This is a genomic window from Nocardioides ochotonae, assembly GCF_011420305.2.
Lineage (GTDB): Bacteria > Actinomycetota > Actinomycetes > Propionibacteriales > Nocardioidaceae > Nocardioides > Nocardioides ochotonae.
In genome coordinates, this window is record NZ_CP061769.1 from 874,707 (window position 1) to 901,545 (window position 26,839).

The window sequence follows — 26,839 nt, forward strand, 5'->3', positions numbered from 1 at the left end:
GGGCCGCTCCCGAGGATGATGGCGCCATGACGACGTACGTCGGGTTCCTGCGCGCGATCAACCTCGGCGCCTCCCGCAAGTTCCCCCGGGACGCGATCGTGGCCGCGGTGGAGTCGCTGGGCTTCGCCGGGGTCGCGACCCACATCAACACCGGCAACGTCCGCTTCGAGACCGCGATGCGCTCGCGGACGCGGATCGAGGCGGCCCTGGAGAAGGCGTTCCGCGAGGCCGCCGGCTTCGAGGTCCCGACGATCGTGATGACCCCCGCCGAGCTGCGCGAGACGCTCGCACACGCGGAGGCCTTCGGCCACGGCGGGCGCCACTACGTCTCGTTCCTCAAGCACGAGCCGGACCCGGCACAGGTCGCCGCGATCGAGGCGCGCAGCAGCGCCGAGGAGGTCGCCCGCGTCGGTGGCCGCGCGGTGCACCTGATGCTGGGGGCGAACTACCACGAGGCCCGGCTGACCAACGCCGTGGCGGAGAGGCACCTCGGGGTCGCCACCAACCGCAACCTCACCGTGGTGCGGGCGATCGTGGACAAGTGGTGCCGGGAGTGAGCGGCTGAGGACCGCTCGATCACTCCCCGCGGAACACCGGCCGCCGGCGCTCGGAGAACGCCCGCATGCCCTCCGCGGCGTCGCGGGTGCGCAGCAGCACGCTCTGCCCGGTGCGCTCGCGCTCCAGGGCGTCCTCGAGGTGGGGGAGGGTGGCGGCGTTGACCGCCTTCTTGGCCGCCGCGAACGCCAGCGGGGGACCGGCGGCGAGCCGGCGGGCCAGGGTCGCGACCAGGTCGGGGAACTCCTCGTCGCCGGCCACGTGGGTGACCAGGCCGGCGGCCAGGGCCTCGGTGGCGCTCAGCGGCTCGGCCAGCAGCGCCATCCGCATCGCCCGGGCCCGCCCGATCGAGGCGGCGACCGTGGCGCTCGCGCCGCCATCGGGCATCAGCCCGACCCGGCCGAAGGCCAGCAGGAACGACGCGGACTCCGCCGCGACCACGATGTCGGCGGCCAGGGCTGCCGAGCAGCCGACGCCGGCGGCGACCCCGTTGACGGCCGCGAGCACCGGCTTGTCGAGGTGGACCACCGCGCGGATGATCCGGTTCGCGGCCTCCAGCGCACGCACGTCGAAGCGCTCGTGGGCGTCCTCCCCGGAGATGTCGGCGCCGGTGCTGAACGCCGCGCCGGTGCCGGTCAGCACGACGGCGCGGACCTCGTCGCGCGCCCGGGACCGCTCCAGCTCCTCGGCGAGCCCGGTGGCCATCTCGTCGCTCAGCGCGTTGAAGACCTCGGGGCGGTTCATCCGCAGCCACAGGACGCCGTCGGCGAGATGGACCTCGAGGTCAGACAAGGTCGACCCCGGCCTCGCGCAGCTGCGCCAGCGCCGCCTCGGTGGTCTCCGGGGCCACGCCGGCGCACAGCTCCAGCAGCACCCGGGTGGTGAACCCCTCGCGGACCGCGTCGAGGGCGGTGGCCCGCACGCAGTGGTCGGTCGCGATGCCGACGACGTCCACCGCGTCCACGCCGCGCTCGCGCAGCCACCCCGCCAGCCCGGTGCCGGCGGGCTCGCGCCCCTCGAAGCCGGAGTACGCCGCGGCGTGCTCGCCCTTGCGGAAGACCGCGTCGAAGGGGCGCGGCTGCAGGTCGGGGTGGAGCTCCTCGCCGGGCGTGCCGACCGCGCAGTGCACCGGCCAGGAGTCGACGAAGTCGGGGTCCTCGGACCAGTGCGCGCCGGGGTCGACGTGGTGGTCCTTGGTGGCCACGGCGTGGCTGTAGGAGGGGGCGTCGGGTCCGCTCGCGGACCAGCGGCCGAGCAGGGCGCCGACGTCGCGGGCGACCTTCGCGCCCCCGCTCACCGCCAGCGATCCGCCCTCGCAGAAGTCGTTCTGGACGTCCACCACGACCAACGCACGTGTCATGGTCCCGACCCTAGACGGGCGGTGGGCCCGCGCGGGCTCAGACGTGCAGCGTCGGGATCACCGGCTCGCCGCGGGACAGCTTGAGGGCCGCGCGCGGCAGCTCGGCGCGGGCCCGCAGGTGCCGCTCGCGGGCGGCCTCCAGCGGCTCGCGGCCGACGACCTCGCCGTCGCGGACCAGCGGGACCAGCAGCGCCCGGTCGTCGCCGTCGTCGGCCGGCGCGGCGCCGACCCCGACCACCTCGGCCTCCGCGACGCCGCGGGCGTTGCGCCGGCGCAGGGCGTACTTGCGCCCGCCCATCGAGCTCTTGTCCTTGCTGAGCTTGGCCACCGACACCAGCTCGCCGTCGTCGCCCTCGCGCGCCACCAGCTTGTAGACGAAGCCGGAGGTCGGATGTCCCGAGCCGGTGACCAGCTGGGTGCCCACGCCGTACCCGTCGACCGGGGCCGCGGCCAGCGCGGCGATCGCGTACTCGTCGAGGTCGCTGGTGACGATGATCCGGGTCTCGGTGGCACCGAGCTCGTCGAGCTGGGCGCGCACCTCGTGGGCCAGCACCCCGAGGTCGCCGGAGTCGAGGCGGACCGCGCCGAGCCCGGGGCCGGCCACCTCGACGGCGGTGCGCACCGCCGCGGCGACGTCGTAGGTGTCGACCAGCAGGGTGGTGTCGGCGCCGAGCGAGGCCACCTGGGCGCGGAACGCCTCGGTCTCGCTGTCGTGCAGGAGGGTGAAGCTGTGCGCGCTGGTGCCGGTGCTCGGCACGCCGTAGCGCTGCCGGGCCGCGAGGTTGGAGGAGGCGGTGAAGCCCGCGACGTACGCCGCGCGCGCCGCGGCGACCGCGGCCTCCTCGTGGGTGCGCCGCGAGCCCATCTCGATGCAGGGGCGGTCCCCGGCGGCGCAGGTCATCCGGGAGGCGGCCGAGGCGATCGCGCTGTCGTGGTTGTAGATCGACAGCAGCAGCGTCTCCAGCAGCACCGCCTCGGCGAAGGGCGCCTCGACCACGACGAGGGGGGAGTGGGGCAGGTAGACCTCGCCCTCGGGGTAGCCCCACACGTCCCCGGAGAACCGGTAGGAGGCGAGCCACTCCAGCGTCGGCTCGTCGACCACGCCCTCGAGCGCGGCGAGCACGGGCTCGTCGAAGCAGAACGCCTCCACGGCGTCCAGCGCCCGGCCGACGCCGGCGACCACGCCGTACCGGCGGCCCGCGGGCAGGCGGCGGGGGAACAGCTCGAAGACCGCGCGGCGACCGGCGGTGCCGGCGGCCAGCGCTGCCTGCACCATCGTCAGCTCGTAGTGGTCGGTCAACAGGGCGGTCGAGGGGAGCGTCGACGGGGACGCGGTGGAAGGAGCCACCGGGTCAGTGTGCCAACATGGTCAACGTGTCCGCCGCGAGCCCGGTCGAGGTCGAGCCGACGGTCGTCCCCGATGACCTCACCCACCTGTCGAAGCCGTGGGTGACCATCGTGTGGAACGACCCGGTCAACCTGATGACCTACGTCACCTACGTCTTCGAGACCTACTTCGGCTATCCCCGCAAGAAGGCGGAGAAGCTCATGATGGAGGTCCACGAGGACGGCAAGTCGGTGGTCAGCACCGGCACCCGCGAGGAGATGGAGCGCGACGTGCAGGCGATGCACGAGTACGGGCTCTGGGCGACGCTGCAGAAGGCCGACTGACATGATGAGCACCGGTTTCGAGCGCCACCGCCGCAGCGGGCGCATCATCGCGAACTTCCACTCCTTCGAGGCGGACCTGCTGCGCTCGCTGGCCCAGCAGCTCGTCGAGCTGCTGCGCAACGAGGCGGCCGTCCCGCGCGACGACCAGGACCCGTTCGAGGCGATGATGGACTTCTCCGGGCCCACCACGGCGCCCGAGGACCCGGTCCTGGCGCGGCTGTTCCCCACGGCGTACCCCCAGGACGAGGAGGCGGCCGGCGAGTTCCGCCGCTTCACCGAGGGCACGCTGCGCGACGGCAAGGCGCGGGCCGCGAGCACCATCATCGAGACCCTCGAGGACGCCGGTCTGCCCGACGAGCTCGAGGAGGACAGCCTGCTGTGGTTCGACGTCGAGCTCGACGAGGCGACGGCCCACACCTGGATGCGGTCCTTCACCGACATCCGCCTGGCCCTGGCCACCCGCCTGGGCATCGAGGACGGCGACGAGGAGTTCTGGCTCTCGCTGCCCGACGACGACCCCCGCGCCGCCGCCCACGACATCTACGAGTGGGTCGGCTACCTGCAGGAGACGCTGGTCCAGTCCCTCATGTCCTGAGGTTGAGCTGGCCCGTCCTCACGCACGAGAGGGGCCGCGTCCCACCAAGGGGATGTCCTCCCACGGCGAGGCGGGCAGGCACCGCGCGCCCTACCCACGGCGTCGCTCCTCAGCCGTCGAGGCGGATGAACGCCCAGCAGTCATCGAAGCGGCGCTCGGCCAGGTCGGAGCGGCGCATCCATATCTGCAGGTGTCGCTGGCCGTGGAACCAGTCCTCATCGGTGAACTGGCCCGGGTTGATGTCAGCGAACATGACGTGCTCGTCACCGACGCTTAGCGGCAACTGGGCGTCGAGGATCTTCTGGTAGTCGGGGTTGAACTCGTTGTAGCCGTAGCCACAGAGTCGCGATACGGGTGGGAGGCGTGACGGGTCGCCGCCCCACGGCGAACTGGTGGCTGCCAGGTCGGGAGCCATCAACCTGTTGTGGGTGTAGGGATAGTTCTCCAGCCAGGTCTGGATCCGCTTGTATCGATCCCAGGTGTCCTGGTCGGGATGGTGGAGGTCGAGGACCGAGGGGACGGTGGCCATCGGACTCGGCCGGGCCGCCAGGGGGCCGGTGCATGCGGGGATGGGAAGATCGTCAGGGCGGGCCGTCGGGGCAAAGCCATCGAAGTCATCGGTGTCGAACCAACGCACTCGCCAAGCGACGTCGCCGGCGTCCTCAGGATTCCCGTAGGTCTCCAGGTCATGGAAAACCTGCAGCAGGCCGCGGGACGGCAGCCCAATCTCAGGTCGCATCATTTCCCAGTCGTCATTGAGATCGACCTGGACCACGTGCGCGAGCGGCGTCCCGTCGGCCCTGCGCGGCCACTCCTCGCCCGCCGGGGCGAGCGGGCGACCCCCGAACCAGGACCGCGTGTAGCGGGCGAGCTCGGCCTCGTCATCGGTCTTGGGAAAGGCCGTCACCCGCACCAAGGCCGCGGCCACGCGGATCGGCATCTGCTCAGCACTGAACGCGACCTCGGGGTGCGCGCGAAACGCGTCCGGGTCTTCCATCGCGAGCATCCGGTTGGGAACCAGCACCGCGTACAGGAACGAGTGCCAGTCGCTCTCGGGGTCTGCCTGCCTCAGCGCCTCGAGTAGTTGCGGCGCCAGCTCTGGCTGGCCCCGCAGCATCTCGACGACCTGCTGCTCGAGACTCAAGTAGGCGGCGTGGCTGCGGCCCTCGCTCCACGTGCGCGTGCGCTGCACGTGATCGACCCACAATCCGCGGACGTCATCGTACGAAGTCAACGTGCTCCTTCGCTTGGCGCCGAACCCCGGCTCTCCGACTCTCGCCCTGGCTCAACACTGGCGATCCGGCTTGAGGAAGTGGGTCGCGGGCCGATGTTGATCCCGCAGATGTCGAGGATCACCAGCCCCATGGTGTGCGTCCAACGGACGCGAACGTTCCGAGTGCGGCACGCACGTCATGTTGTTGTATGCGTCCTCATCCAATCCGAGCGCCACCCTCGCCTTACTCGACGGATTCTTCGCCAGAGAGGCATAGATCGAGTTCACGCACTTCTGATGCATGCCCGTGGTGATCGAGATGTCCTCACCGACTCGACGGTGGGGACGGCCCATGTCAGCTTGGCGGCGTACGGGTCAGACGACGCCCAGGGAGAGCATCGCGTCGGCGACGCGCAGGAAGCTGGAGATGTTGGCGCCGGCCACGTAGTTGCCGGGCTGGCCGTACTCGTCGGCCGCGGCGGCGCAGCGGCCGTGCACGCCGACCATGATCTCCTGCAGGCGCTGCTCGGTGTGCTCGAAGGACCAGGAGTCGCGCGAGGCGTTCTGCTGCATCTCCAGCGAGCTGGTCGCGACGCCGCCGGCGTTCGCGGCCTTGCCCGGCGCGAAGAGCACGCCGGCCTCCTGGAACAGGCGGGTGGCGTCGGGGGTGCACGGCATGTTCGCGCCCTCGGCGACGGCGCGGACGCCCTGGTCGATGAGGACCTTCGCGGCCGCACCGTCGAGCTCGTTCTGGGTCGCGCAGGGCAGCGCCACCTCGCAGGGGACGTCCCAGACCTGGCCGCCCTCGACGAACGTGGCGTTCGGGCGCTGGTCGGCGTACACCGAGACGCGCTGGCGGTCGACCTCCTTGACCTGGCGCAGCAGCGCGAGGTCGAGGCCGTCCTCGTCGACGACGTAGCCGGAGGAGTCGGAGCAGGCGACGACGTGCGCGCCGAGCTGGATGGCCTTCTCCGCGGCGTAGATGGCCACGTTGCCCGAGCCCGAGACGATGACCCGGCGACCCGACAGGGACTCCCCGCGGGTGGCCAGCATCTCCTCGGTGAAGAAGACGGTGCCGTAGCCGGTGGCCTCGGTGCGCACCTGGGAGCCGCCGTAGGCCAGGCCCTTGCCGGTGAGCACGCCGGACTCGTAGCGGTTGGTGATCCGCTTGTACTGGCCGAAGAGGTAGCCGATCTCGCGCTGGCCGACGCCGATGTCACCCGCGGGGACGTCGGTGTACTCGCCGAGGTGGCGGTAGAGCTCGGTCATCATCGACTGGCAGAAGCGCATGATCTCGGCGTCGGAGCGACCCTTGGGGTCGAAGTCCGAGCCGCCCTTGGCGCCGCCGATCGGCAGCCCGGTCAGGGCGTTCTTGAAGATCTGCTCGAAGCCGAGGAACTTCACGATGCCGAGGTACACCGAGGGGTGGAAGCGCAGTCCGCCCTTGTAGGGGCCCAGGGCGGAGTTGAACTCGACGCGGAAGGCGCGGTTGATCTGCACGCGGCCCTGGTCGTCGGTCCACGGCACCCGGAAGATCAGCTGGCGCTCGGGCTCGCAGAGGCGCTCGATGACCGCCTGGTGCAGGTACTCCGGGTGCTTGTGCACCACCGGGCCGAGGGACTCGAGGACCTCGAGAACGGCCTGGTGGAACTCGCGCTCGCCGGGGTTGCGCGACAGAACCGTCGCGTAGTGCTCCTGCAGGGCGTCGTCGAGCTTCTCCATGGGACGAACTCTAGGCGCTGGTCGTGGACGCGCCGCGCCCGGATGCCCCGGCCGAGACCTGCGCGTGACCTTCGCCGCGGCGCGGGTGCGCTGCCACACTGACGCCATGCCGATCCCGCCCTTCGTCGTCGAGCTGCGCCGCATGGTCGGCACCCGCGAGCTGTGGATGCCGGCGGTGACGGCGGTCGTGGTCCGTGACGACCGGGTGCTGCTCACCGAGCGCGCCGACAACGGCCGGTGGGCCCCGGTGACCGGGATCCTGGACCCGGGGGAGGAGCCCGCGGTCGGTGCGCGCCGCGAGGCGCTGGAGGAGACCGGTGTCGAGATCGCCGTCGAGCGCCTGGCAGCGGTGTCGGTGAGCCCCCGGATCACCCACGTCAACGGCGACCGCGCCGTCTACCTCGACCTGACGTTCGCCTGCTCGTGGCTGTCGGGGGAGTCGTACGCCGCCGACGACGAGAACACCGACGTGCGCTGGTGGCCGCTGGCGGACCTGCCGCCGATGGCGGAGCACCTGCGGGCCCGCATCGAGGCCGCGACCTCCGGGGAGACCGCCCCGCGCTTCGCCCTCTGAGCCGGTCCGGGTCCCGGGCGGGTGCCGGGCGCGGCCCCCGCTACCCCTACTCTGGAGCGGTGCTGACCATCGACCAGGCAACCTTCGACGCGATCGTCGCGCACGCCAAGCGCGACCACCCCGACGAGGCCTGCGGCATCGTGGCCGGGCCGATCGGCACCGACCGGCCCGAGCGGTTCGTGGAGATGGTCAACGCCGCCGGAAGCCCGACGTTCTACGAGTTCGACTCGATGGACCTGCTCCAGCTCTACAAGGAGATGGACGACCGCGACGAGGAGCCGGTGGTCATCTACCACTCCCACACCGCGACCGAGGCCTACCCGAGCCGCACCGACATCGGACTGGCCAGCGAGCCGAACGCGCACTACGTGCTGGTGAGCACGCGCGAGCACGGGAATAACGAGGGCCCCGTGGAGTTCAGGTCCTATCGGATCCTCGACGGCGAGGTGACCGAGGAAGAGGTCGTCGTCGTCCCGGCCCTGGGCTGAGGATCTCCGACCCCTGCACGCGCACCACCCGCACGACGACCACCCAGATCTGCCCCACTTGCACCGCACGACAACGCTGAATCCCTGAGGAGCTGTTCGAAGCATGGCCATCGAGGTCCGGATCCCCACCATCCTGCGCACCTACACCGGCGGCGAGAAGGCCGTCACCGGTGACGGCGCCACGCTGAGCGCGCTCATCGACGACCTCGAGGGCAACCACCCCGGCCTCAAGGACCGCCTCATCGACAACGGCGACCTGCGCCGCTTCGTCAACGTCTACGTCAACGACGAGGACGTCCGCTTCATCGGCGGCCTCGAGGCCGAACTCTCCGACGGCGACCAGGTCGTGGTGCTCCCCGCCGTGGCCGGGGGCTGCTGAGACCGCGGTCCCGCGATGACCACCACCCCGGCGCGGCGCACGTTCGTCCTGGTCGACGGCGAGAACATCGACGCCACCCTCGGCAACTCGCTGCTGGGCCGACGCCCGCAGCCCGACGAGCGGCCCCGCTGGGAGCGGGTCACGGCGTACGCCCGTGACCTGTGGGACCAGCCGGTCACCGGCCTGTTCTTCCTCAACGCCTCCAGCGGGCAGCTGCCGACGAGCTTCGTGCAGGCCCTGCTGGCGATGGACTACCGGCCGATCCCGCTGGCCGGTCGCAGCGACGAGAAGGTCGTCGACGTCGGCATCCTGCGCACGCTCGACGCGCTGGTCGGTCGCGACGACGACGTGCTGCTGTGCAGCCACGATGCCGACTTCGCCGAGGCGCTCGGTCGGCTGCTCGGCAACGGGCGCCGGGTCGGCGTGGTCGCGCTGCGCGAGTACGCCAGCACCCAGTTCGACAACATGGGCCTGGAGGTCCACGACCTCGAGGACGACGTGCGCGCGTTCAACGTGCCGCTGCCGCGGGTGCGCATCATCGCGCTGGAGGACTTCGACCCCGAGCGCTTCCTCGGCTGAGCCGGCCGTCGCCCGCCCCACCACGACCCGAATGGCATCCTGATACCCATGCGCTACGACAACCTGCTCGCCTCGGTCGGCAACACCCCGCTGGTGGGCCTGCCACGGTTGTCGCCGACCCCCGAGGTCCGGCTGTGGGCCAAGCTGGAGGACCGCAACCCGACCGGCTCGATCAAGGACCGCCCGGCCCTGAAGATGATCGAGGAGGCCGAGAAGAGCGGCCTGCTGCGCCCCGGCTGCACGATCCTCGAGCCCACCTCCGGCAACACCGGCATCTCGCTGGCGATGGCCGCGAAGCTCAAGGGCTACCGGATCGTGTGCGTGATGCCGGAGAACACCTCCGAGGAGCGGCGCCAGCTGCTGCGCATGTGGGGCGCCGAGATCGTCTCCAGCCCGGCCGCCGGCGGCTCCAACGAGGCCGTGCGGGTCGCGAAGCGGATCGCCGAGGAGCACCCCGACTGGGTGATGCTCTACCAGTACGGCAACGCCGCCAACGCCCTCGCCCACGAGGAGGGCACCGGTCCCGAGCTGCTCGCCGACCTGCCCTCGATCACGCACTTCGTCGCGGGCCTCGGCACCACCGGCACGCTGATGGGCGTCTCGCGCTTCTTCCGCTCGGCCAAGCCCGACGTACGCATCGTCGCGGCGGAGCCGCGCTACGGCGAGCTCGTCTACGGCCTGCGCAACCTCGACGAGGGCTTCGTGCCCGAGCTGTACGACGCCAGCCTGATCGACTCCCGCTTCTCGGTCGGCCCCCGTGACGCGGTACGCCGGGTGCGCGAGCTGCTGGAGCTCGAGGGCATCTTCGCCGGCGTCTCCACCGGCGCGATCCTGCACGCCGCCCTCGGCCAGGCCGCCAAGGCGGTCAAGGCCGGCGAGCGCGCCGACATCGCGTTCGTGGTGTGCGACGGCGGCTGGAAGTACCTCTCCACCGGCGCCTACGAGGGCACCGTGGACGACGCCGAGGAGCGCCTCGAGGGCCAGCTCTGGGCCTAGTCCCGGGCCTCGTTCTGGCCTGGGTCCGACCTGGACCGGCCTGTTCCTGGGGCGCCCCCGGACGGGCTCCGGTGGCACAGCCCACCCACCCTCCGACGTGACATCGGTCGCGACACGCTGCGCGTGGGGGTGCGACGCCCTAGCCTGTGCCACGTGCCCGACCTGACGACTCCCTGCCTCCCGTGCTCGTGGTGGCGTGCATGAGGCTGACGATCGTCGGGTGCTCCGGCTCCTTCCCCGGTCCGGACTCACCGGCCAGCTGCTACCTGCTCGAGGCTCGCCACGACGACGGCACCGGTGAGCGCACCTGGCGGGTGCTGGTCGACCTCGGCAACGGCGCGCTCGGTGCCCTCCAGCGCTACGCCGACCCGCTGCGCATCGACGCGGTGCTGCTCAGCCACCTGCACGCGGACCACTGTCTGGACCTGTGCGGCTACTACGTCATGCGCCGCTACCACCCCGACGGCGCCCAGCCGCGGATCCCGGTCTGGGGACCCGCCGGCACCGCGGACCGGATGGCGCGCGCCTACGACCTGCCGCCGGAGCCGGGCATGCACGAGGAGTTCGACTTCCACGACTGGGACGGCCCCGTCGACGTCGGCCCCTTCCACGTCGAGCCGGTCGCGGTCGACCACCCGGTCGCGGCGTACGGCCTGCGCGTCAGCGCCGACGGCGTGGTGCTGGCCTACACCGGGGACACCGGCCCGTGCGCGGTGCTCGACGACCTGGCCCGCGACGCCGACCTGCTGCTCGCCGAGGCGTCCTTCCTCTCCAGTGCGGCGAACCCGCCCGCGCTGCACCTCACCGGCGCCGACTGCGGCCAGGTCGCGACCCGCGCCGGTGCCCGCCGGCTGGTGCTCACCCACATCCCGCCGTGGCACGAGCCCGAGGTCGCGCTGACCGAGGCGCAGGGCGAGTACGACGGCCCCATCGACCTGGCGCGCGCCGGCGCGACGTACGAGCTGGGCGGCTGACGGCGCCACCGATCGCGTGTGGATGGTCTCGGTGCCGCGCGTCTCGGTGTGGGACGGCGTCCACCTCTGAAAGGGTGGGTCCATGATCACAGTCGAAGGACTCACCAGGACCTACGGCGCGTTCACCGCCGTCGACGACGTGAGCTTCGTCTGCCAGCCAGGACGGGTCACCGGGTTCCTCGGTCCCAACGGCGCCGGCAAGACGACGGCCATGCGGATGATGGTCGGGCTCACCGCGCCCACCCGCGGTCACGCCACGATCGGCGGGCATCGCTACGCCGACATCCCCAACCCCGGACGCCACGTCGGCGTCCTTCTCGACGCCTCCGCGCAGCACGCCGGCCGCACCGGCCGTGAGGTGCTCACGATCGGCGCGAAGACCATGGGCCTGCCCGCCTCGCGCATCGACGAGATGCTCGCCCTGGTGTCGCTCAGCGACGCCGAGGCCAAGCGCCGGGTGCGCAACTACTCCCTCGGCATGCGCCAGCGCCTGGGCATCGCCCACGCGCTGCTCGGTGACCCCGAGGTGCTGATCCTCGACGAGCCGGCCAACGGCCTGGACCCCGCTGGCATCCGCTGGATGCGCGGCCTGCTGCGCGGGTACGCCGAGCGCGGCGGCACCGTGCTGCTGTCCAGCCACCTGCTGCACGAGGTCGAGCAGATCGCCGACGAGCTGATCCTCATCGGTCGCGGGCGGATCGTGGCCCAGGGCGACCGCGAGACGCTCCTGGCCGACGCGGGCCCGGCGAGCAGCCTGGTCACCGCGCTCGACAACGACGCGCTCGCCGCCGCCCTGACGGCGCAGGGCATCAAGGTCAGCGCCGTCGGCACCGGGCTGCGGGTCGCCGCCTCCCCGGAGGTCGTCGGACGCACGGCGCTCGACGCCCGCGTCGTCCTCACCGACCTCCGCACCGGCCAGGCCGGCCTGGAGGACCTCTTCCTCGAGCTCACCGCCGACACCCAGCGCGAGGGCCACCCCGCCGCCGCGACCCAGCAAGGAGCCTCCGCATGAGCACCCCCGACCTCACCGCGACGGCACCGCCGCGCACCCTCGACATCTCCCGCACGCCCCGCGTCCCCTTCGCGCGGCTGGTGGCGGTCGAGTGGCGCAAGATGCTCGACACCCGGGGCGGGTTCTGGCTGATGGCCATCACCGCCCTGATGCTCGCCGGGACGATCGCGATCGTCCTGCTCGTGGTGGCGCTCGACGACGAGGCCTCGGTGAGCGCCAACGACCTCTCGCAGATCCTGTCCATCCCGCTGTCGTTGCTGCTGCCGGTGTTCCCGATCCTCGCGGTGACCAGCGAGTGGAGCCAGCGCACCGGCCTGGTCACCTTCAGCCTCGAGCCGCACCGGTTGCGGGTGCTGGGTGCCAAGCTCGGTGCCGTGGTGCTGTTCGCGTTCGCGACCATCGCCCTGGCGGTCGTGCTGGGCGCGATCACGAACCCGATCGGCGCCGTGCTCGGCGACTACGACGTGCGCTGGAACCTCGACGCCGGCACGCTGGTGATGACCGTGGTCAGCCAGCTGCTCTACTTCCTGATGGCCTTCGGCCTGGCGATGGTCCTGCTGAGCACGCCGGCGGCGATCGCGGTCTTCTACGTCGTCGCGATCATGCTGCCGATCATGGTCTACTCGATCCTCTACTTCGCCTTCGACTGGGCGCAGTCGCTGATCCCGTGGATCGACCTCAGCTACGCGTTCACGCCGTTCGTCGACGGCTTCTCGGGGGTCGACGGCCTCGACGTCGCGCGTCTCCTCGTCGCGGCCGGGATCTGGATCGTGGTCCCGATGGTGCTGGGCGCCCGCCGGGTGCTTGCCTCCGAGCCCAAGTAGGCCACCGGAGCGACCGTCGGCGCCGGGTCGTAGCCTTCGGGCCATGACACGTGCCGACGGTCGCGCCGACGACGAGCTCCGCCCCATCACCATCACCCGCAACTGGCTGGACCACGCCGCCGGCTCCGTCCTCGTGGAGTTCGGCCGCACCAAGGTGCTCTGCGCCGCCTCCGCCTCCGAGGGCGTGCCGCGCTGGCGCAAGGGCTCCGGCCTCGGCTGGGTGACCGCCGAGTACGCCATGCTCCCGGCCTCCACCAACACCCGCTCGGACCGCGAGTCGGTCAAGGGCCGCATCGGCGGGCGCACCCACGAGATCAGCCGCCTGATCGGCCGCTCGCTGCGCGCGGTCATCGACTACCGGGCCCTCGGCGAGAACACCATCCAGCTCGACTGCGACGTGCTCCAGGCCGACGGCGGCACCCGCACCGCCGCGATCACCGGCGCCTACGTCGCCCTCGCCGACGCCGTGGCGCACCTGCGCTCCACCGGCGCGATCAAGGGCGAGCCGCTGACCGGCTCGGTCGCCGCCGTCAGCGTCGGGATCATCGACGGCGTGCCGCGCCTCGACCTGCCCTACGAGGAGGACGTGCGCGCCGAGACCGACATGAACATCGTGATGACCGGCACCGGCTCCTTCATCGAGGTGCAGGGCACCGCCGAGGCCGCGCCGTTCGACCGCGCCGAGCTCGACGCGCTCCTCGCCCTGGGCGAGAAGGGCTGCGCCGACCTGACCCGCATGCAGGCGGAGGCGCTGGCCCGATGAGCACGCCCCGCGTCTTCCTGGCCTCGCGCAACGCCAAGAAGCTGGCGGAGATGGAGCGGATCCTGCTCGAGCACGTGCCCGGTGCCGTGGTCGTGGGTCTCGACGACGTGCCGGCGTACGACGAGCCGGTCGAGGACCAGCCGACCTTCGCCGGCAACGCGCTGCTCAAGGCCCGCGCCGGATTCGAGGTCACCGGCCTGCCGTCGGTCGCCGACGACAGCGGGCTGTGCGTCGACGCGCTCAACGGCATGCCCGGCGTGCTGTCCGCGCGCTGGAGCGGCCCGCCCAAGTCGGATGCCCGCAACAACGAGCTGCTGCTCGCCCAGCTGGCCGACGTACCCGACGAGCGGCGTACGGCGCACTTCGCGTGCGCGGTCGCGGTCGTGCACGCCGGGGGCGAGCTGGTCGTCGAGGGCCGGATGGACGGGCGGGTGGTCCACGAGGCGCGGGGCGGCGGCGGCTTCGGCTACGACGTGATCTTCGAGGCCGACGACCGGCCCGGCCTGACCACCGCCGAGCTGGACCGCGCCGACAAGGACGCGATCTCCCACCGCGGCCGCGCGCTGCGCGAGCTGGCCCCGCGGCTGGCCGAGCTGCTCACCGGCAGCGACTGAAGGCTGACCCCACCTGCGCCGCGCGCGGGGGTGCGTGGGAATCTCGGGGGGTGAACCGCCACTTCCTCCTCCGTCGCACCCTCGCCCGCGTGCTGCTGCGCCTGGCCCGCTGGCGCACGGTCGGCACCGTTCCCGAGCGCGGCGTGCTGGTGGGTGCGCCGCACACCTCCAACTGGGACTGGGTGCTGACCATCCTCCTGGCCTGGGAGAACAGCGTGAACATCCACCTGCTGGTCAAGAAGGAGCTCTTCGTCGGCCCGCTCGGCTGGCTGCTGAAGGCGACCGGCGCGGTGAAGCTGGACCGCTCCGACCCCGGCGCGACGGTCCGAGCGCTGATCGCGCAGGCCCGCGCCTCCGAGGAGCCGTTCCTGCTCGGCATCGCCGCGGAGGGCACCCGCAGCCGCGGGGAGTACTGGAAGTCCGGCTTCTACCGGATCGCCCAGCAGACCGGCCTCCCGGTCACCCTGGCCTTCGTCGACGCACCGAGCCGCCGGGTCGGCTGGGGTCCGACGTTCCACCCCAGCGGTGACGTGCGTGCCGACATGGACCGGGTTCGGGAGTTCTACGCCGACGTCCGCGGGATCCGGCCGGACCAGGCCACCCCGCCGCGCCTGCGCGAGGAGGACCGGGCCGCGCGCGAGGACTGACTCGTGGTGCGCTCGGAGAGACTCGAACTCTCACTGGCCAGGACCTAAACCTGGTGCCTCTGCCAATTGGGCTACGAGCGCGCTGGTGCGCAGTCTAGGGAGGGCGCCGCACGCATGGTGCGGCGCCCGCCACGGACCGGCGTACGGGCTGCGGGGGGTCAGGCCTCGTTGAGGGCCAGGTCGCGCTTGAGCTTGGCGACGTGGCCGGTGGCCTTGACGTTGTACTGGGCCAGGAACACCTTGCCGTCCTCGTCGACCACGATCGTGGAGCGGATGACGCCCTCGACGACCTTGCCGTAGAGCTTCTTCTCCCCGAACGCGCCGTAGTCCTTCATCACCTGCTTGTCCGGGTCGGAGAGCAGGGTGATGGACAGGCCGTCCTTCTCACGGAACTTGGCGAGCTTCTCGGGCTTGTCCGGCGAGATGCCGATGACGTCGAACCCGGCGCCGCGCAGCGACTCCAGGGAGTCGGTGAAGTCGCAGGCCTGCTTGGTGCACCCGGGCGTCATCGCCGCCGGGTAGAAGTAGACGATCACCTTGCGGCCCAGGTAGTCGGAGAGGGCGACCTGCTTGCCGGTGTCGTCGGCGAGGGTGAACTCGGGGGCGGTGTCGCCGGGGGACAGGCGGGTGCTCTCGCTCACGGGGGGCTCCTCGATGCTCGGAAAAGTGCTATTGCGACGAATGTGCAACAGCGTAGGGTAGGCAGCCATGGCCGGTCGCCCGGTCGCCAAACTAGCGGCACCCCCGGCAAGCACCTGGAGCGACTCCATGCATGTGCCCGACGGTTTCCTCGACGCCCCCACCTCGATCGCCACCGGGGTCGTGGCCGCCGGCGCGGTCGCCCTCGCGCTGCGCCGCGCCCGCACCGAGCTCGACGACCGTACGGCGCCGATGGCGGGGCTCGTGGCCGCCTTCGTGTTCGCCGCCCAGATGATCAACTTCCCCGTGGGCGCCGGCACGAGCGGGCACCTGATGGGAGGCGCCCTGGCCGCGGTGCTGGTCGGGCCCTGGACGGCGGTGCTCTGCCTGGCGGTCGTGCTGCTGGTGCAGGGCCTCTTCATGGCCGACGGGGGCGTGAGCGCGCTGGGCACCAACATCGTGCTGATCGGCGTGGTCACGACCGCCGTCGGCTGGCTGGTCTTCCGTGGGCTGCGGGCGGTGCTGCCGCGCCGGCTCGGGGTGGTCGCCCCCGCGGCCGCCGTGGCGGCGCTGGTGTCGGTGCCGGCCGCGGCGGTGGTGTTCACCGCGCTGTTCGCCGTCGGGGGGACCGTCCCGGTCGACTCCGCGGACGTGCTGGCCGCGATGGTCGGCTGGCACGTCGTGATCGGTGTCGGCGAGGCCGTGGTCACCGGTCTGGTCGTCGCCTCGGTGGTGAAGGTCCGCCCCGACCTCGTCTACGGCGCCCGCGACCTGATCGCCGCCCGGACCCTGGAGATCCGCAAGGCGGGGAGTCCCACATGAGGACCCGCCGCTTCTACGTCGTCGCCCTCCTCGTGGCGCTGCTCGTCGCGGGCGTCGCGAGCTACTACGCCAGCGCCCGCCCCGACGGCCTCGAGTACGTCGCGGAGCAGACCGGCTTCCTGCACGCCGCCGAGGACTCCGCGACCTCCGACAGCCCGTTCGCGGACTACCAGGTGGCCGGAGTCGACGACGCGCGGCTCAGCGGCGGCCTGGCCGGGGTGCTCGGCGTCCTGCTGGTGCTGCTGATCGCCGGCGGCCTGGCCTGGGCGGTGCGCCGGCGCGGGGGCTCCGCGAGGGCGCACGACGGCGCAGACCTCCGCGCCCCCGACGGCGAGGGCGACGAGGCCGCCGAGGGCCCGGTCGAGCGTCGGTGAGCGGGGGCCACACGCACCTGCTGCACCACCACGGGCACAGCCCGGTCCACCGGGCGCCGGCGCACCTCAAGCTCCTCGCGCTGCTGGCGTTCGTGCTGCTCGTCGTCGCCACGCCCCGCGACCTCTACGCCGTGTTCGCCGGCTGGCTGGTGCTGCTTCTGGTCGTGATCGCCGTGGCGCGGGTGCCGCTGCGTCACCTGCTGCCGCGGATGGTGGTGGAGGTGCCGTTCGTGGTGTTCGCGGTGCTGGTCCCGTTCGTGGCGACCGGTCCGCGCACCGAGGTGCTCGGGCTCAGCGTCTCCGAGCCGGGCCTGGTGGCCGCCGGCGGGCTGCTGATGAAGGGCACCCTCGGCGTACTCGCCTCGCTGACGATGGCCGCGACCACCGAGCCGACCGAGATCCTGGTCGGGCTGCGCCGGCTGCGGATGCCCGACCTGATCGTGCAGATCATGGGCTTCATGATCCGCTACCTCGAGGTCGTCACCGACGACATGTCGCGGATGCTCACCGCGATGCGCTCGCGGGGCTGCCGGCCGAGCTCGCCGCGCCACTGGCCGGCGCTGGCGGGCTCGCTGGGGGCGCTGTTCATCCGCTCCTACGAGCGCGGTGAGCGGGTGCACCTGGCGATGGTGTCGCGGGGCTACACCGGCAGCCTCCCCGACCTGAGCGGCGCCGGGGGCGCGTCGGGCACCTCGAGCCCGCGGGGCGAGCGCCCGTGACCGCGCCGGTGCTCGACGTACGCGGGCTGGCCTATGCCTACCCCGATGGTCGCCAGGCGCTGTACGGCGTGGACCTGCACGTCCACCGCGGCGAGCGGGTCGCGCTGCTCGGGCCCAACGGCGCCGGCAAGACCACGCTGGTGCTGCACCTCAACGGCATCCTCACGGCCGGCGCGGGGTCGGTCAGCATCAGCGGGATGCCGGTGGTCAAGAAGCACCTGGGGGAGATCCGCCGCCGCGTGGGGGTGGTCTTCCAGGACCCCGACGACCAGCTGTTCATGGCCAGCGTGCGCCAGGACGTCGCGTTCGGCCCCGCCAACCTGGGCGTGCGCGGTGCCGAGCTCGAGCGCCGGGTGCTCGCCGCGCTGGAGCTGGTGGGGATGGCCGAGCACGCCGACCGCCCGCCGCACCACCTCTCCTTCGGGCAGCGGCGCCGGGTCGCGCTGGCGACGGTCCTGGTGATGGAGCCGGAGATCCTGGTGCTCGACGAGCCGTCCTCGAACCTGGACCCGGCCTCGCGCCGCGAGCTCGCCGACATCCTGCGCTCCCTCGACGTCACCGTCCTGATGGTCACCCACGACCTGCCCTACGCCCTGGAGCTGTGCCCTCGCTCGGTGGTGCTGAGCGACGGGCTCGTGGTGGCCGACGGCCCGACCTACGACGTCCTGCTCGACGAGGAGCTGATGCGGGCGAACCGTCTGGAGCTGCCCTTCGGTTTCGACCCGCGCACCACGCGGTCCGCGCCCGAGGGTGATTGGTAGCCTCGCCCTGTTCAGCACCGTCGGGGGTGACCCGGCCCAACCCAGGAGCAGGCCAGTGAGCAACGCCAACGACACCTCGGCCCTCGAGCGCGAGATCGAGGAGACCCGCGAGCGGCTCGCTGGCACCATCGACCAGCTGCTGTACCGCTCGAGCCCGAAGACCATCGCCAGCCGCGAGGTCGCCTCGCTGAAGGCGCACTTCGTGGACCCTGCGACCGGCGAGCCGCGCACCGACAACATCCTCAAGGTCGTCGGCGGCGTCGTCGGCGCGATCGCGCTCATCGTCGTGATCCGCAAGGCTGTCGGCTGATCGTCGTGACCGACAAGACCCCCATCAAGATGCTCCACGACCGCGTCCTCGTCGAGGTCGACGGGGACGCGGGGGAGCGGCGCTCGTCGGGCGGCATCGTGATCCCCGCGACCGCCGCCATGGCCGCGCGCCGGCTGAGCTGGGCCAAGGTCATCGGCACCGGCCCGTCCGCGCGCGCCGTACAGCCCGGGGACCGGGTGCTCTTCGACCTCGAGGACAAGGCCGAGGTCGAGGTCTCCGGCGAGGTGTACGTCGTCATGCGCGAGCGCGACATCCACGCCGTCGCCGCCGACCGAGTCGCCGACCAGTCCTCCGGCCTCTACCTCTGACCTCGCGGGGCGGGCGTCAGGCGGGGGAGACCTGGACGACGACCTTGCCCTGGTTGCGGCCGCTCATCAGACGGGCGAAGGCCTCGGGGGCCTGGTCGAGGCCGACGTAGCGGTCCTCGAGGAGCAGGACGCGTCCGTCGGCGATGAGGGCACCGAGGCGGGCCGCCTGCTCGGCGACCAGGTCGTGGTGGTCGTAGACGACCATGCCCTGCACCTCGGCGCGGGCGGTCATCACGGCGCCGGCGCGCACGGTCGTCGGGGCGCCGCCGTTGTACTGGTCCATCAGGCCGCACAGCGAGACCCGCGCGCCGACGGCGAGCTGCTCCATCACCACGTCGAGGGTCGCCTGGTCGCCCATGTGCAGGTAGGCGTCGATGCCGTCCGGGCAGGCCTTGCGCAGCTCCTCGACCCAGCCGTCGCGGCCACGGATCACGGCCGCGGCGTAGCCGAGCTGGTCGACGGCGATCGCCGCCTTGTCCTCGGTGCCGACGATCGCGACCGCGCGGGCACCGGCGACGGTGGCCAGCTGGCCGGCGACGGCGCCGACCCCACCGGTGGCCGAGGAGATCACCACGGTGTCGCCGACACGCGGCTTGAGGTGCCGCACGTGGGCGGCGTACGCCGTGAGGCCGGGCATGCCCAGCGCGCCCAGAGCGGCGCTCGCCGGCACGCCCGCGCGCCGCGGGACCGGCGTCACCGCGGCGGCCGGGAGCACGGCGATCTCGCGCCAGCCGGTCTCGGCGAGGACCAGGGTGCCGACCGGCACCGAGTCGTCCGCGGAGGCGGTGACGGTGGCGAGGGAGCGTCCGGGCACGACGTCGCCGGGGCCCACCGGGGCGTCGCCGAGGTGACGGCCGCCGAGGGTGGAGCGGATGTAGGGGTCGAGGGACAAGACGTCGACCGCGAGGGTCACCTGGCCGGCGGCCATCGTCGGCACGTCGAGGGTCGTGACGGCGAAGTCCTCGGCGCTGGGCGTGCCGTCGGGGACCCGCGCGAGGGTGACGGCGCGGGAGGAGAGGGTGGCCATGGCGTGCTCCTGGGACTGGTTCGGGTGGCTGCTCCGAGTCTCGCACAGCAATATATGATCTAGGACGCGCTGTTGCGGGATGTGGAACGTGGTTACACTCCCAGCCGTGGCGGACACCTACCTCTTCGGGCCCCTGATCTCCACCGCCGACCTGGCGGCCCACCAACGGACCTTCGGCGAGGTGTTCGACCTGGTCGAGGCGGGCCGGACGCAGCTGCCCGGCGCCGACGCCCGGGCGCTCTTCGGCGCCGGCGTCGACACCGCGGACCTCGTCGCCCTGCAGACCGCCGGGGTCCCGGCGGGCGTGCTGCTCGCCGACTTCGGGCCGCGCTCGGCGGAGACGGTGCGCGACCCCGGGACCTGGATCCACCGCGACGTGCTGCGCGTGGTCGACTTCCACGCGCCGGACTTCCCCGCCGCGGTCGCGCACGCCCGCGCCGCGGGCTGTGAGGTCGAGGGCTCCGAGGCGGAGTACGAGGGGGAGGACGCCGGGTTCCGCGAGGCCCACCTGCGCCTGCCCGACCACGTCGTCGCCGCGGTGCTCGGTGCTCCGGCGGACTTCTTCGCCGACTTCGTCCAGGTCTCGGACCGGCGGGTGAGCGAGGTCGTCAGCATCTCGCTGCCGCTCAGCGACGCGACCGAGACCCTCGAGTTCCTCGCCCGGGTGCTCGGCTGGGACGTCGTCTACGAGCTCACCTTCCGTGACGCCTCGTTCAGCGAGCTGCTCGGCACCGACGAGGAGCTCACCGTCCACGCCCGGATGGTCGGTCCGGCGCGCAACCAGCCGTACCTCAACCTGGTCGACTACGGGCTGCCGGCCACCGCCGCCGCGAGCCTGCGGGGGCGCGCAGTCGCCCCGCGCCGCGGCCTTCTCGGCGCGGTCCTGGGCACCACCGACCTCGACGCGGTCCGCGCCGCCGCGGGCGAGGCCGCCGGGCCGGTCGTGCCGCTGGACCTCGCGCCGTTCGGTGCCACCCGTGCGTGCGTGCTCGAGCTGCCGCCGGGCGTCCCGCTCCTCCTCGTCGAGACCTGCTGACCTCGCCGGCGCGGCGGCCGCCGCCAGCTCGGAGGCGTGGTACGCAATCTTCCCGTAACGCCGGCACCTTTTCGTGTAACACCGTTCCGACAGGGTGCACCCCGGCGCGCCGGTCGGTTCTCGCGCGGTTGTGGACGTTCGGCCCGCCACCCTTGACCGGTGTGGTCGACCCCACTTACCTTTGCATCATTCCGCAACGAGAAAAAGCGTTTCGATCAGCGGAACGCCTGGGCCCGCCTCCGGGGACGGACCGGTTCTTCCATGCGTGAGAAGCAGAATGGAGCTCACATGTTCTTCAATCGGCGCACCCCGCAGTCCGCCGCTCGTCCGACCGGCCGTCTCCGCCTCGGCACCGCCGCCGTCGCCGTACTCGGTCTCGGCGTGCTGACGGCCTGCGGTGGCGGATCCGGTTGCTCCAGCGAGGCCCCGGACAGCACGACGATCAAGGATCTGGTCGTCGACGTCCTCGCCGAGCCGGACTCGCTGGACCCGTTCTACCGCAACACCGCGGAGGCGCAGCGCTACTACCGCCTGGTGTACAGCAGCCTGCTGCAGTGGAACGAGGACGGCACCCTCGCTCCCGACCTCGCCGCCGAGCTGCCCGAGGTGAGCAAGGATCGGCTCACCTGGACGGTCAAGCTGCGCGAGGGGGTCACCTTCCACGACGGCTCCGCGCTGACCGCCGCGGACGTGGTCCACACCATCGAGCAGGCCAAGGACCCGGAGAACGGCGCGGTCTGGCTGGCCGCCATGAGCTACGTCGAGTCGGCCACCGCCCAGGGTGACGACACGGTGGTGCTGAAGCTCAGCGAGCCCTACGCCTACCTGGACGGCAAGCTCGCGATGCTCCCGATCATCTCCGACGAGGACGACTACAAGCCGAACGCGACGTACGCGACCACCGGCAACGGCAGTGGGCCCTACGCGCTGGCCTCGCTCAAGCGCGGCGACGCGCTGACGCTGGAGCGCAACGAGGACTACTACGGCGAGCCGATGAAGTTCGAGACGATCACCTTCAAGGTGGTCCCCGAGGACGCCTCGCGGATCGCGCGGCTGACCAACGGCGACTCCCACATCGTGCCCGACCTGCCCACCGACCAGGTCGAGCTCGTCACCAAGCGCAACGCGAACGCGGTGACGGTGGAGTCGAACGTCTCCCGGCTCTTCGCCTACCCCTCGATGAAGGCCGACCGGCCGACGTCCAACACCGACTTCCGCCTCGCGATCGCGTACGCCGTGGACCGCCAGCGCATCGTCGACCAGGTCTACAGCGGCGCCGGTCGCCCCAACAGCACCTACCTGACCTACGGGACGCTCCACCACGACGAGGACCTCGGGCTGGCGTTCGGCGCCGAGCCGGACCTGGCGAAGGCCAAGGAGCACCTCGCCGCCTCCGGGGTGGAGCTGGACCGCAAGTTCAACATCATCGCGGTCAACGACCCGCAGGTGACCAGTGCGGCGACCATCCTGCAGTCCAACCTCAAGGACCTGGGGATCGAGTCGACCGTGGAGTCCCAGGACGTCGCGGGCTTCTACGCCAACCTGGTCTCGGGCGACTACGACCTGATCCTGTTCGACGCGCCGGCCTCGACCTCGACGGGCTTCGCGCCCGACTACGTCAACGGCGGGCTGAACTCCCAGGCCGCGAACAACTTCGCGAAGTTCGCCGACGCAGAGATGGACGACCTCCTCGACGTGGCGCTGACCGCGCAGGGCGAGGAGGCGCAGGCCGAGGCATGGCGTGCCGTGCAGCAGCGCGACGTGGAGACCCAGGGCAACATCCAGCTCGTGGTCTCCCAGAGCAGCCAGGCCTGGTCCAAGCAGCTGGTCGGCTACGAGCCGTCGGCGCTGCTGTGGCTCAACACGCTGCGTGACGTCACGTAAGGCAGCAGGCGTCGGGTCGGCGCCGGTCGGGGGAGTGCCCCCGGCCGGCGCCGTTCCTCATGTGGGCCGTGGCCCCCGCATGACGGAGGGCTCAGGCGGCGAGCAGTCGGCGGCGCAGCCAGACGCCCAGGGCCGTCAGGACGAGAGCCGAGAGCAGGAATGCGACCAGCTCGCCGTCCTCGGTGACGCCGGCCGAGACGGCGACCTGGCCGGCCGAGGCGAGGGCGGCGATGCCCAGCACCGTGCCGATCTGGCGCATCAGCGCCACCGAGGCCATCGCGGGGGCGCTCTGATGGCCCTGCGCCGCGTCCAGCAGTGCGCTGGTGTCGAGGGAGTACAGCACGCCGCAGCCGATCCCGATGAGCACCAGCGGCACCACCAGGGCCCCGACCGGAAGGTCGCCGCCCAGCGCCATCGCCAGGTACGCCGCGGCCAGGACCAGCAGGCTCCCGCCCATCAGGGTCGGGGAGGAGAGGAACGGGCGCAGCACGTTGACCAGCAGGCCGGCGATCGGCATGCCGGCGTTCGCGACCAGCAGCAGCAGGCCGGCGGCGGTCACGCTGAGTCCGCGGGTGTCCTGGAGATGCACCGACAACAAGAACGCCGCCCCGTTGATGACGGCGTTGTAGCCCAGGCAGGCGAGCAGGACAGCGCGGATGCGCGGGGAGGCGAAGAGCGCGAGGTCGAGCACCGGACGCTCGGCACGGCGCTCCACCCGCACGAAGACCCAGACCAGCACGGCGGTGCCGGCGTACGCCGCGAGCAGCGGTCCCGCGCCGGCGGTCCCGCGGCCGGTCGCGATCAGGGCCCAGGACAGCAGCGCGAGCGTCGCGCAGGCCGTCGCCAGGCCGGCCAGGTCGAGGCGCCCGGCCTCGCGCCGCGCGGTGTTGTCCAGGCGCCCGGTCACCACGACGGCGAGGAGCGCCGCCGGGACGACCGCGGCGAACGTGGCGCGCCACCCGTAGGCCTCGGCCAGGGTGCCGCCGAGGAGCGGGCCGAGGAGCAGCCCGGTGGAGCTGGCCATCATCCAGTGGCTGACGCTGCGCGCGCGGTGGGCCAGGTCGACGTTGCCGCCGAGCAGGGTGGGGCCGTTGGGCAGCACCAGCGCCGCGCCCACGCCCTGGACGACGCGCGCCGCGAGCAGCGCCGCGAGGTTCGGGGCGAGCGCGGCGATCGTGGCGCCGGTGGCGAACACCAGCAGCCCGGCGCGCAGCGTGGTCCGAGCGCCGAAGCGCTCGCCGAGCAGCCCGCTGATCGGCATCGCGCTCGCGGCGACCAGCGGGAAGATCGCGGTCAGCCACTGCAGGCCGCTGATCCCGGCGCCGAGGTCGGCGCCGATCGTCGGCGCGGCGACCACCAGCGAGGTCTGGTCGAACATCACGCAGCCCATGCCGATCGCGCACATCAGCGCCACCACGAGCGGTGGGCGGTGCCGGCCCGTCGTCGCCGGGATGCCGGTCGGGCGGGGGACGGCAGTGCTCACGAGATCTCCGGTTCCTCGAGCGGGGCGTGGCTGGCGAGCGACGAAGGAGGGGGGTTGGCCGTTGACGCGGCAGGCCTCGCTGATTACGCTCAGTGAAACAATGTTTCCGCTAGTGGAACACATGAACGGTCTGGTCCGCTACGGACGATCGGCCGTCGAGAGGGGAAGACGATGAGCCTTCAGTACCTGCAGGAGGTGGTGGTCGCCAGCGCCGACGTCGCTGCCGCCACCCGCTTCCACCGCGAGGCCTTCGACCTCGAGGTGCTCGAGGAGGTCGACGGCTCGGTGCTGCTCGGCGTCCCCGGTGCCCCGGCCGGCCGGCTGCGGCTGGTGCCGGCGCAGGGTGCGCCCGCGGACGCCACGAGCCCGGAGGTCTGGGACCTCGGCGCCCGGCTGCTCGGGATCTACTCGCGCGACCTCGACGCCACGGCCGCCGCGATGGCCCGCGCCGGGGGAGCCCCGCGCCGCCCGGTGACCTACCCGTACGGCGAGGCGAGCCTCTCCGAGCTGGTCGGACGGGGCCCGGACGGCGTCTGGTGGACGATCCCGCTGGCCGTGACCGGTGCGCACCGCCCCAGCGCGGCGTACGACGCGGACTCCGTCCGGCGCCACTCCGAGCTGCACACGGCCGTGCTGGTCGTCGCCGACCACGAGGCCGCCGTGGCCTTCTTCGAGGTCGCCGGCTTCAGCACCCTCTTCGACGGTGAGATGTCGGGAGCCCCCTTCGACGAGCTCGTCGGCATGCCGGCCGACGCCGCGCTGCGCCTCGCCTTCATGGTCGGCCCCGAGCACCAGCCGGCCCGCCTGGAGATCATGTCCTTCACCGGCGTCCCGACCCGTGACCGCAGCACCGACCCGGTCGGCATCCGTCGCCTCGTCCTGGTCGCGGACGACCCCGCGGCCACCCGCGACGCGCTGCTCGCGGTCGGCGCCGAGGACGTCGGCGACGGCGTCCTGCGCGGACCCGTCGGCGTCGAGATCGAGCTCGTCGCCGAAGGCGCGCGATGAGCGCGATGAGTTCGATGAGCCCCGTGCCGAACCCCCCGGTCGTGGTCGTGGTCGGGACCGGCGGCGCCGGCCTCACGACCGCCATCACCGCCGCCGAGCACGGCGCGCAGGTCCACCTGGTCGAGAAGCAGGCCGGCATCGGCGGCATGCTGCACATCGCGAACGGCGAGTTCTCCGGCGCGGGCAGCCGGCGCCAGCGCGAGCACGGCATCGAGGACAGCCCGCAGCGCCACCTCGAGGAGGTCGAGCGGATCTCCCACGGCCGCATCGACCGCGACCTCGCCGCGCTCTCGGTGCGCCACCAGGGCGAGACCGTCGACTGGCTCGACGACCTCGGCTTCGAGTTCCACCCCGACTGCCCCGGGCTGATCCACGGCCACGAGGTGTACGACGTCCCGCGCACCTACTGGGGTGTCGAGCACGGGCGCTCGGTCATCATCGTCCTGCAGCGGCTGCTCGAGGAGCAGATCGCCGCCGGGCGGATCCGGCTGCACCTGGCCACCACGATGACCGGACTGCTGCGCGAGGGCGACCGGGTGGTCGGGGTCGAGGTGGAGCACGACGGCCGGGCGGAGTCCCTGGCCGGCGACGCCGTCGTGCTGGCCACCGGTGGCTACGACGCCAACATCGAGCTGCGCAACCGCTTCCTGCCGCAGGGGTGCCGCGACGTGCTCGTCGGCTGCCTCGACCACGCCACCGGTGACGGACTGCTCGCCGCCGAGGCCCTCGGCGCCGCGGTCTCGGCCGACGGCATCTTCCTGCCGGTGATGGGGCTGATCCCCGACCCCGCTCGCCCGCAGCACGCGGTCGACTACCGCGAGGCGTTCGTCGAGATGGCCCCGGCCTACCGCGCGCCCCACGAGATCTGGGTCAACCGCGACGGCCACCGCTTCGTCGCCGAGGACACCACGAGTCCCGAGCACCGCGAGCGCGCGCTCATCCGCCAGCCCGGCAACACCATGCACGTCGTCTTCGACGCCGGCGTCGTCGCGCACGCGCCGGTCAGCCTGATCCGCAACCCCGCTGACGAGTGGACGCCCGAGCGCTTCGCCGAGGCGTGCCGCACCAGCCCGTGGGTGACCCGCGCCGACTCGCTCGCCGAGCTGGCCGCGCTGCTCGAGATCGACGCGGACGCGTTGGCCGCGAGCGTCGCGTCGTACAACGAGGCGGTCGACACCGGCAGCGACGCCCTCGGCCGGACCACCCTGCCGCGGCGCCTGGAGCAGGCGCCGTACTACGCCATCACCACCGTCGCATCCTCGATCCTGTCGCGCGACGGGCTGGCGGTCGACACCTCGCTGCGGGTGCTCGACACCGCGGGGCAGGTCATCGAGGGCCTGCACGCGGTGGGCGAGGTGCTCGGCAACAACAAGTTCGCCGGGGACAACTACGTGGGTGGCATGAGCATCACCCCCGCCATGACATTGGGCCGACTGCTGGGTCGCCAGCTGGCCGGCGCCGGCACCGAGAAGGAGAGCTGA

The 26,839-nt window shown here is 72.3% G+C and carries 32 protein-coding genes and 1 tRNA gene; 24 read left to right on the forward strand and 9 right to left on the reverse strand.

All coding sequences use genetic code 11. The features are described 5' to 3' along the window. Positions 1–26 precede the first annotated feature (26 nt). Positions 27–557: a DUF1697 domain-containing protein gene (locus tag HBO46_RS04325; RefSeq protein ID WP_166140205.1), complete on the forward strand. Its 531-nt coding sequence runs from the start codon at positions 27–29 to the stop codon at positions 555–557. A 19-nt stretch (positions 558–576) separates the two neighbouring features. On the opposite strand, the gene HBO46_RS04330 is transcribed toward HBO46_RS04325, so the two are convergent. Genes HBO46_RS04330 through HBO46_RS04340 form a run of 3 tightly spaced genes read right to left on the reverse strand, consistent with a single transcriptional unit; the run spans position 577 to position 3,263 of the window. Next, positions 577–1,347 (reverse strand): enoyl-CoA hydratase, encoded by a 771-nt coding sequence (locus tag HBO46_RS04330; RefSeq protein ID WP_166140204.1) that lies wholly within the window; start codon positions 1,345–1,347, stop codon positions 577–579. Continuing rightward, positions 1,340–1,915 carry a nicotinamidase gene (locus HBO46_RS04335; protein ID WP_166140203.1) on the reverse strand — a complete coding sequence of 192 codons (576 nt, stop codon included), beginning with the start codon at positions 1,913–1,915 and terminating at the stop codon, positions 1,340–1,342. Before HBO46_RS04335 ends, HBO46_RS04330 begins: the two co-directional genes overlap by 8 nt. A gap of 37 nt (positions 1,916–1,952) precedes the next feature. Then, positions 1,953–3,263: a nicotinate phosphoribosyltransferase gene (locus tag HBO46_RS04340; RefSeq protein ID WP_224769370.1), complete on the reverse strand. Its 1,311-nt coding sequence runs from the start codon at positions 3,261–3,263 to the stop codon at positions 1,953–1,955. A gap of 17 nt (positions 3,264–3,280) precedes the next feature. Here HBO46_RS04340 and clpS point away from each other — a divergent pair, with 17 nt between their 5' ends. Further along, positions 3,281–3,586, forward strand: a complete 306-nt coding sequence (clpS, locus tag HBO46_RS04345) for an ATP-dependent Clp protease adapter ClpS (RefSeq protein WP_166140202.1) — start codon at positions 3,281–3,283, stop codon at positions 3,584–3,586. Between the two features lies 1 nt (position 3,587). Beyond that, on the forward strand, positions 3,588–4,181 hold the full coding sequence (locus HBO46_RS04350) for a DUF2017 domain-containing protein (RefSeq protein ID WP_224769371.1): 594 nt from the start codon (positions 3,588–3,590) through the stop codon (positions 4,179–4,181). A gap of 109 nt (positions 4,182–4,290) precedes the next feature. Here HBO46_RS04350 and HBO46_RS04355 read toward each other — a convergent pair whose 3' ends face one another. Further along, positions 4,291–5,415 carry a DUF1963 domain-containing protein gene (locus HBO46_RS04355; protein ID WP_166140201.1) on the reverse strand — a complete coding sequence of 375 codons (1,125 nt, stop codon included), beginning with the start codon at positions 5,413–5,415 and terminating at the stop codon, positions 4,291–4,293. Between the two features lie 354 nt (positions 5,416–5,769). After that, positions 5,770–7,116 (reverse strand): NADP-specific glutamate dehydrogenase, encoded by a 1,347-nt coding sequence (gene gdhA / locus HBO46_RS04360; RefSeq protein ID WP_166140200.1) that lies wholly within the window; start codon positions 7,114–7,116, stop codon positions 5,770–5,772. A gap of 106 nt (positions 7,117–7,222) precedes the next feature. Between gdhA and HBO46_RS04365 the strand changes: the two genes are divergently transcribed. The 11 genes from HBO46_RS04365 (at position 7,223) to HBO46_RS04415 (ending at position 14,966) form a co-directional block, all read left to right on the forward strand. Continuing rightward, on the forward strand, positions 7,223–7,690 hold the full coding sequence (locus tag HBO46_RS04365; protein WP_166140199.1) for an NUDIX hydrolase: 468 nt from the start codon (positions 7,223–7,225) through the stop codon (positions 7,688–7,690). A 59-nt stretch (positions 7,691–7,749) separates the two neighbouring features. Beyond that, positions 7,750–8,178 carry a Mov34/MPN/PAD-1 family protein gene (locus tag HBO46_RS04370; RefSeq protein WP_166140198.1) on the forward strand — a complete coding sequence of 143 codons (429 nt, stop codon included), beginning with the start codon at positions 7,750–7,752 and terminating at the stop codon, positions 8,176–8,178. Positions 8,179–8,281: 103 nt separating this feature from the next. After that, positions 8,282–8,557, forward strand: coding sequence for a MoaD family protein (locus tag HBO46_RS04375; RefSeq protein ID WP_166140197.1), 276 nt, complete (start codon positions 8,282–8,284; stop codon positions 8,555–8,557). A gap of 15 nt (positions 8,558–8,572) precedes the next feature. Next, on the forward strand, positions 8,573–9,136 hold the full coding sequence (locus HBO46_RS04380) for an NYN domain-containing protein (protein ID WP_166140196.1): 564 nt from the start codon (positions 8,573–8,575) through the stop codon (positions 9,134–9,136). A gap of 48 nt (positions 9,137–9,184) precedes the next feature. Further along, positions 9,185–10,132, forward strand: a complete 948-nt coding sequence (locus tag HBO46_RS04385) for a PLP-dependent cysteine synthase family protein (protein ID WP_166140195.1) — start codon at positions 9,185–9,187, stop codon at positions 10,130–10,132. Between the two features lie 200 nt (positions 10,133–10,332). Next, the gene (locus HBO46_RS04390; RefSeq protein ID WP_166140194.1) at positions 10,333–11,106 is read left to right on the forward strand and encodes an MBL fold metallo-hydrolase; all 774 of its coding nucleotides are present in this window, start codon (positions 10,333–10,335) and stop codon (positions 11,104–11,106) included. A gap of 82 nt (positions 11,107–11,188) precedes the next feature. Continuing rightward, the gene (locus HBO46_RS04395) at positions 11,189–12,118 is read left to right on the forward strand and encodes an ABC transporter ATP-binding protein (protein ID WP_166140193.1); all 930 of its coding nucleotides are present in this window, start codon (positions 11,189–11,191) and stop codon (positions 12,116–12,118) included. Next, a complete protein-coding gene (locus HBO46_RS04400) occupies positions 12,115–12,942 on the forward strand; it encodes an ABC transporter permease (RefSeq protein WP_166140192.1) in 828 nt (275 codons plus the stop codon). Before HBO46_RS04395 ends, HBO46_RS04400 begins: the two co-directional genes overlap by 4 nt. A gap of 43 nt (positions 12,943–12,985) precedes the next feature. Further along, on the forward strand, positions 12,986–13,705 hold the full coding sequence (rph, locus tag HBO46_RS04405) for a ribonuclease PH (RefSeq protein WP_166140191.1): 720 nt from the start codon (positions 12,986–12,988) through the stop codon (positions 13,703–13,705). After that, entirely contained in the window at positions 13,702–14,319 is a 618-nt protein-coding gene (gene rdgB, locus HBO46_RS04410; RefSeq protein ID WP_166140190.1) for an RdgB/HAM1 family non-canonical purine NTP pyrophosphatase, read from the forward strand. Before rph ends, rdgB begins: the two co-directional genes overlap by 4 nt. Before the next feature lie 50 nt (positions 14,320–14,369). After that, positions 14,370–14,966, forward strand: coding sequence for a 1-acyl-sn-glycerol-3-phosphate acyltransferase (locus HBO46_RS04415; RefSeq protein ID WP_166140189.1), 597 nt, complete (start codon positions 14,370–14,372; stop codon positions 14,964–14,966). Between the two features lie 4 nt (positions 14,967–14,970). Here the strand turns inward: HBO46_RS04415 and HBO46_RS04420 are convergent. Together HBO46_RS04420 and bcp are read right to left on the reverse strand one after the other, a co-directional pair. Next, positions 14,971–15,047, reverse strand: a tRNA-Leu gene (locus HBO46_RS04420). A gap of 77 nt (positions 15,048–15,124) precedes the next feature. After that, positions 15,125–15,607 carry a thioredoxin-dependent thiol peroxidase gene (gene bcp / locus HBO46_RS04425; RefSeq protein WP_224769372.1) on the reverse strand — a complete coding sequence of 161 codons (483 nt, stop codon included), beginning with the start codon at positions 15,605–15,607 and terminating at the stop codon, positions 15,125–15,127. A gap of 127 nt (positions 15,608–15,734) precedes the next feature. Here bcp and HBO46_RS04430 point away from each other — a divergent pair, with 127 nt between their 5' ends. Genes HBO46_RS04430 through HBO46_RS04455 form a run of 6 tightly spaced genes read left to right on the forward strand, consistent with a single transcriptional unit; the run spans position 15,735 to position 18,920 of the window. Then, positions 15,735–16,427: an energy-coupling factor ABC transporter permease gene (locus HBO46_RS04430; protein ID WP_166140187.1), complete on the forward strand. Its 693-nt coding sequence runs from the start codon at positions 15,735–15,737 to the stop codon at positions 16,425–16,427. Continuing rightward, on the forward strand, positions 16,424–16,801 hold the full coding sequence (locus HBO46_RS04435) for a PDGLE domain-containing protein (RefSeq protein WP_166140186.1): 378 nt from the start codon (positions 16,424–16,426) through the stop codon (positions 16,799–16,801). Before HBO46_RS04430 ends, HBO46_RS04435 begins: the two co-directional genes overlap by 4 nt. Further along, positions 16,798–17,520: a cobalt ECF transporter T component CbiQ gene (cbiQ, locus tag HBO46_RS04440; RefSeq protein WP_166140185.1), complete on the forward strand. Its 723-nt coding sequence runs from the start codon at positions 16,798–16,800 to the stop codon at positions 17,518–17,520. The genes HBO46_RS04435 and cbiQ overlap by 4 nt, the downstream gene beginning before the upstream one ends. Then, a complete protein-coding gene (locus HBO46_RS04445) occupies positions 17,517–18,281 on the forward strand; it encodes an energy-coupling factor ABC transporter ATP-binding protein (RefSeq protein ID WP_166140184.1) in 765 nt (254 codons plus the stop codon). Before cbiQ ends, HBO46_RS04445 begins: the two co-directional genes overlap by 4 nt. A 55-nt stretch (positions 18,282–18,336) precedes the next feature. Next, positions 18,337–18,591: a DUF3618 domain-containing protein gene (locus HBO46_RS04450; protein ID WP_166140183.1), complete on the forward strand. Its 255-nt coding sequence runs from the start codon at positions 18,337–18,339 to the stop codon at positions 18,589–18,591. A 5-nt stretch (positions 18,592–18,596) separates the two neighbouring features. Continuing rightward, entirely contained in the window at positions 18,597–18,920 is a 324-nt protein-coding gene (locus HBO46_RS04455) for a GroES family chaperonin (protein ID WP_263457784.1), read from the forward strand. Between the two features lie 16 nt (positions 18,921–18,936). Here the strand turns inward: HBO46_RS04455 and HBO46_RS04460 are convergent, their stop codons facing one another. Then, on the reverse strand, positions 18,937–19,947 hold the full coding sequence (locus HBO46_RS04460; protein WP_166140182.1) for an MDR family NADP-dependent oxidoreductase: 1,011 nt from the start codon (positions 19,945–19,947) through the stop codon (positions 18,937–18,939). 106 nt (positions 19,948–20,053) lie between these two features. Between HBO46_RS04460 and HBO46_RS04465 the strand changes: the two genes are divergently transcribed. Next, positions 20,054–20,983 (forward strand): hypothetical protein, encoded by a 930-nt coding sequence (locus HBO46_RS04465; RefSeq protein WP_166140181.1) that lies wholly within the window; start codon positions 20,054–20,056, stop codon positions 20,981–20,983. Positions 20,984–21,271: 288 nt separating this feature from the next. Beyond that, entirely contained in the window at positions 21,272–22,867 is a 1,596-nt protein-coding gene (locus HBO46_RS04470) for an ABC transporter substrate-binding protein (RefSeq protein WP_166140180.1), read from the forward strand. Positions 22,868–22,958: 91 nt separating this feature from the next. On the opposite strand, the gene HBO46_RS04475 is transcribed toward HBO46_RS04470, so the two are convergent. Then, positions 22,959–24,350, reverse strand: coding sequence for an MFS transporter (locus HBO46_RS04475; RefSeq protein ID WP_166140179.1), 1,392 nt, complete (start codon positions 24,348–24,350; stop codon positions 22,959–22,961). Positions 24,351–24,521: 171 nt separating this feature from the next. Between HBO46_RS04475 and HBO46_RS04480 the strand changes: the two genes are divergently transcribed. Together HBO46_RS04480 and HBO46_RS04485 are read left to right on the forward strand one after the other, a co-directional pair. After that, a complete protein-coding gene (locus HBO46_RS04480; protein ID WP_166140178.1) occupies positions 24,522–25,358 on the forward strand; it encodes a VOC family protein in 837 nt (278 codons plus the stop codon). Continuing rightward, positions 25,355–26,839 (forward strand): FAD-dependent oxidoreductase, encoded by a 1,485-nt coding sequence (locus HBO46_RS04485; RefSeq protein ID WP_166140177.1) that lies wholly within the window; start codon positions 25,355–25,357, stop codon positions 26,837–26,839. Before HBO46_RS04480 ends, HBO46_RS04485 begins: the two co-directional genes overlap by 4 nt.

What these genes read in the sequence shown, in the direction of transcription:
- HBO46_RS04365 (WP_166140199.1), top strand. Translation starts at nt 7,223, where the DNA reads ATGCCGATCCCGCCCTTCGTCGTCGAGCTGCGCCGCATGGTCGGCACC.
- HBO46_RS04485 (WP_166140177.1), top strand. Translation starts at nt 25,355, where the DNA reads ATGAGCGCGATGAGTTCGATGAGCCCCGTGCCGAACCCCCCGGTCGTG.
- HBO46_RS04435 (WP_166140186.1), top strand. Translation starts at nt 16,424, where the DNA reads ATGAGGACCCGCCGCTTCTACGTCGTCGCCCTCCTCGTGGCGCTGCTC.
- HBO46_RS04375 (WP_166140197.1), top strand. Translation starts at nt 8,282, where the DNA reads ATGGCCATCGAGGTCCGGATCCCCACCATCCTGCGCACCTACACCGGC.
- HBO46_RS04470 (WP_166140180.1), top strand. Translation starts at nt 21,272, where the DNA reads ATGTTCTTCAATCGGCGCACCCCGCAGTCCGCCGCTCGTCCGACCGGC.
- HBO46_RS04350 (WP_224769371.1), top strand. Translation starts at nt 3,588, where the DNA reads ATGATGAGCACCGGTTTCGAGCGCCACCGCCGCAGCGGGCGCATCATC.
- HBO46_RS04400 (WP_166140192.1), top strand. Translation starts at nt 12,115, where the DNA reads ATGAGCACCCCCGACCTCACCGCGACGGCACCGCCGCGCACCCTCGAC.
- gdhA (WP_166140200.1), bottom strand. Translation starts at nt 7,116, where the DNA reads ATGGAGAAGCTCGACGACGCCCTGCAGGAGCACTACGCGACGGTTCTG.
- HBO46_RS04335 (WP_166140203.1), bottom strand. Translation starts at nt 1,915, where the DNA reads ATGACACGTGCGTTGGTCGTGGTGGACGTCCAGAACGACTTCTGCGAG.
- rdgB (WP_166140190.1), top strand. Translation starts at nt 13,702, where the DNA reads ATGAGCACGCCCCGCGTCTTCCTGGCCTCGCGCAACGCCAAGAAGCTG.
- HBO46_RS04460 (WP_166140182.1), bottom strand. Translation starts at nt 19,947, where the DNA reads ATGGCCACCCTCTCCTCCCGCGCCGTCACCCTCGCGCGGGTCCCCGAC.
- HBO46_RS04430 (WP_166140187.1), top strand. Translation starts at nt 15,735, where the DNA reads ATGCATGTGCCCGACGGTTTCCTCGACGCCCCCACCTCGATCGCCACC.
- HBO46_RS04390 (WP_166140194.1), top strand. Translation starts at nt 10,333, where the DNA reads ATGAGGCTGACGATCGTCGGGTGCTCCGGCTCCTTCCCCGGTCCGGAC.
- HBO46_RS04395 (WP_166140193.1), top strand. Translation starts at nt 11,189, where the DNA reads ATGATCACAGTCGAAGGACTCACCAGGACCTACGGCGCGTTCACCGCC.
- HBO46_RS04480 (WP_166140178.1), top strand. Translation starts at nt 24,522, where the DNA reads ATGAGCCTTCAGTACCTGCAGGAGGTGGTGGTCGCCAGCGCCGACGTC.
- rph (WP_166140191.1), top strand. Translation starts at nt 12,986, where the DNA reads ATGACACGTGCCGACGGTCGCGCCGACGACGAGCTCCGCCCCATCACC.
- clpS (WP_166140202.1), top strand. Translation starts at nt 3,281, where the DNA reads ATGGTCAACGTGTCCGCCGCGAGCCCGGTCGAGGTCGAGCCGACGGTC.
- HBO46_RS04385 (WP_166140195.1), top strand. Translation starts at nt 9,185, where the DNA reads ATGCGCTACGACAACCTGCTCGCCTCGGTCGGCAACACCCCGCTGGTG.
- HBO46_RS04325 (WP_166140205.1), top strand. Translation starts at nt 27, where the DNA reads ATGACGACGTACGTCGGGTTCCTGCGCGCGATCAACCTCGGCGCCTCC.
- HBO46_RS04380 (WP_166140196.1), top strand. Translation starts at nt 8,573, where the DNA reads ATGACCACCACCCCGGCGCGGCGCACGTTCGTCCTGGTCGACGGCGAG.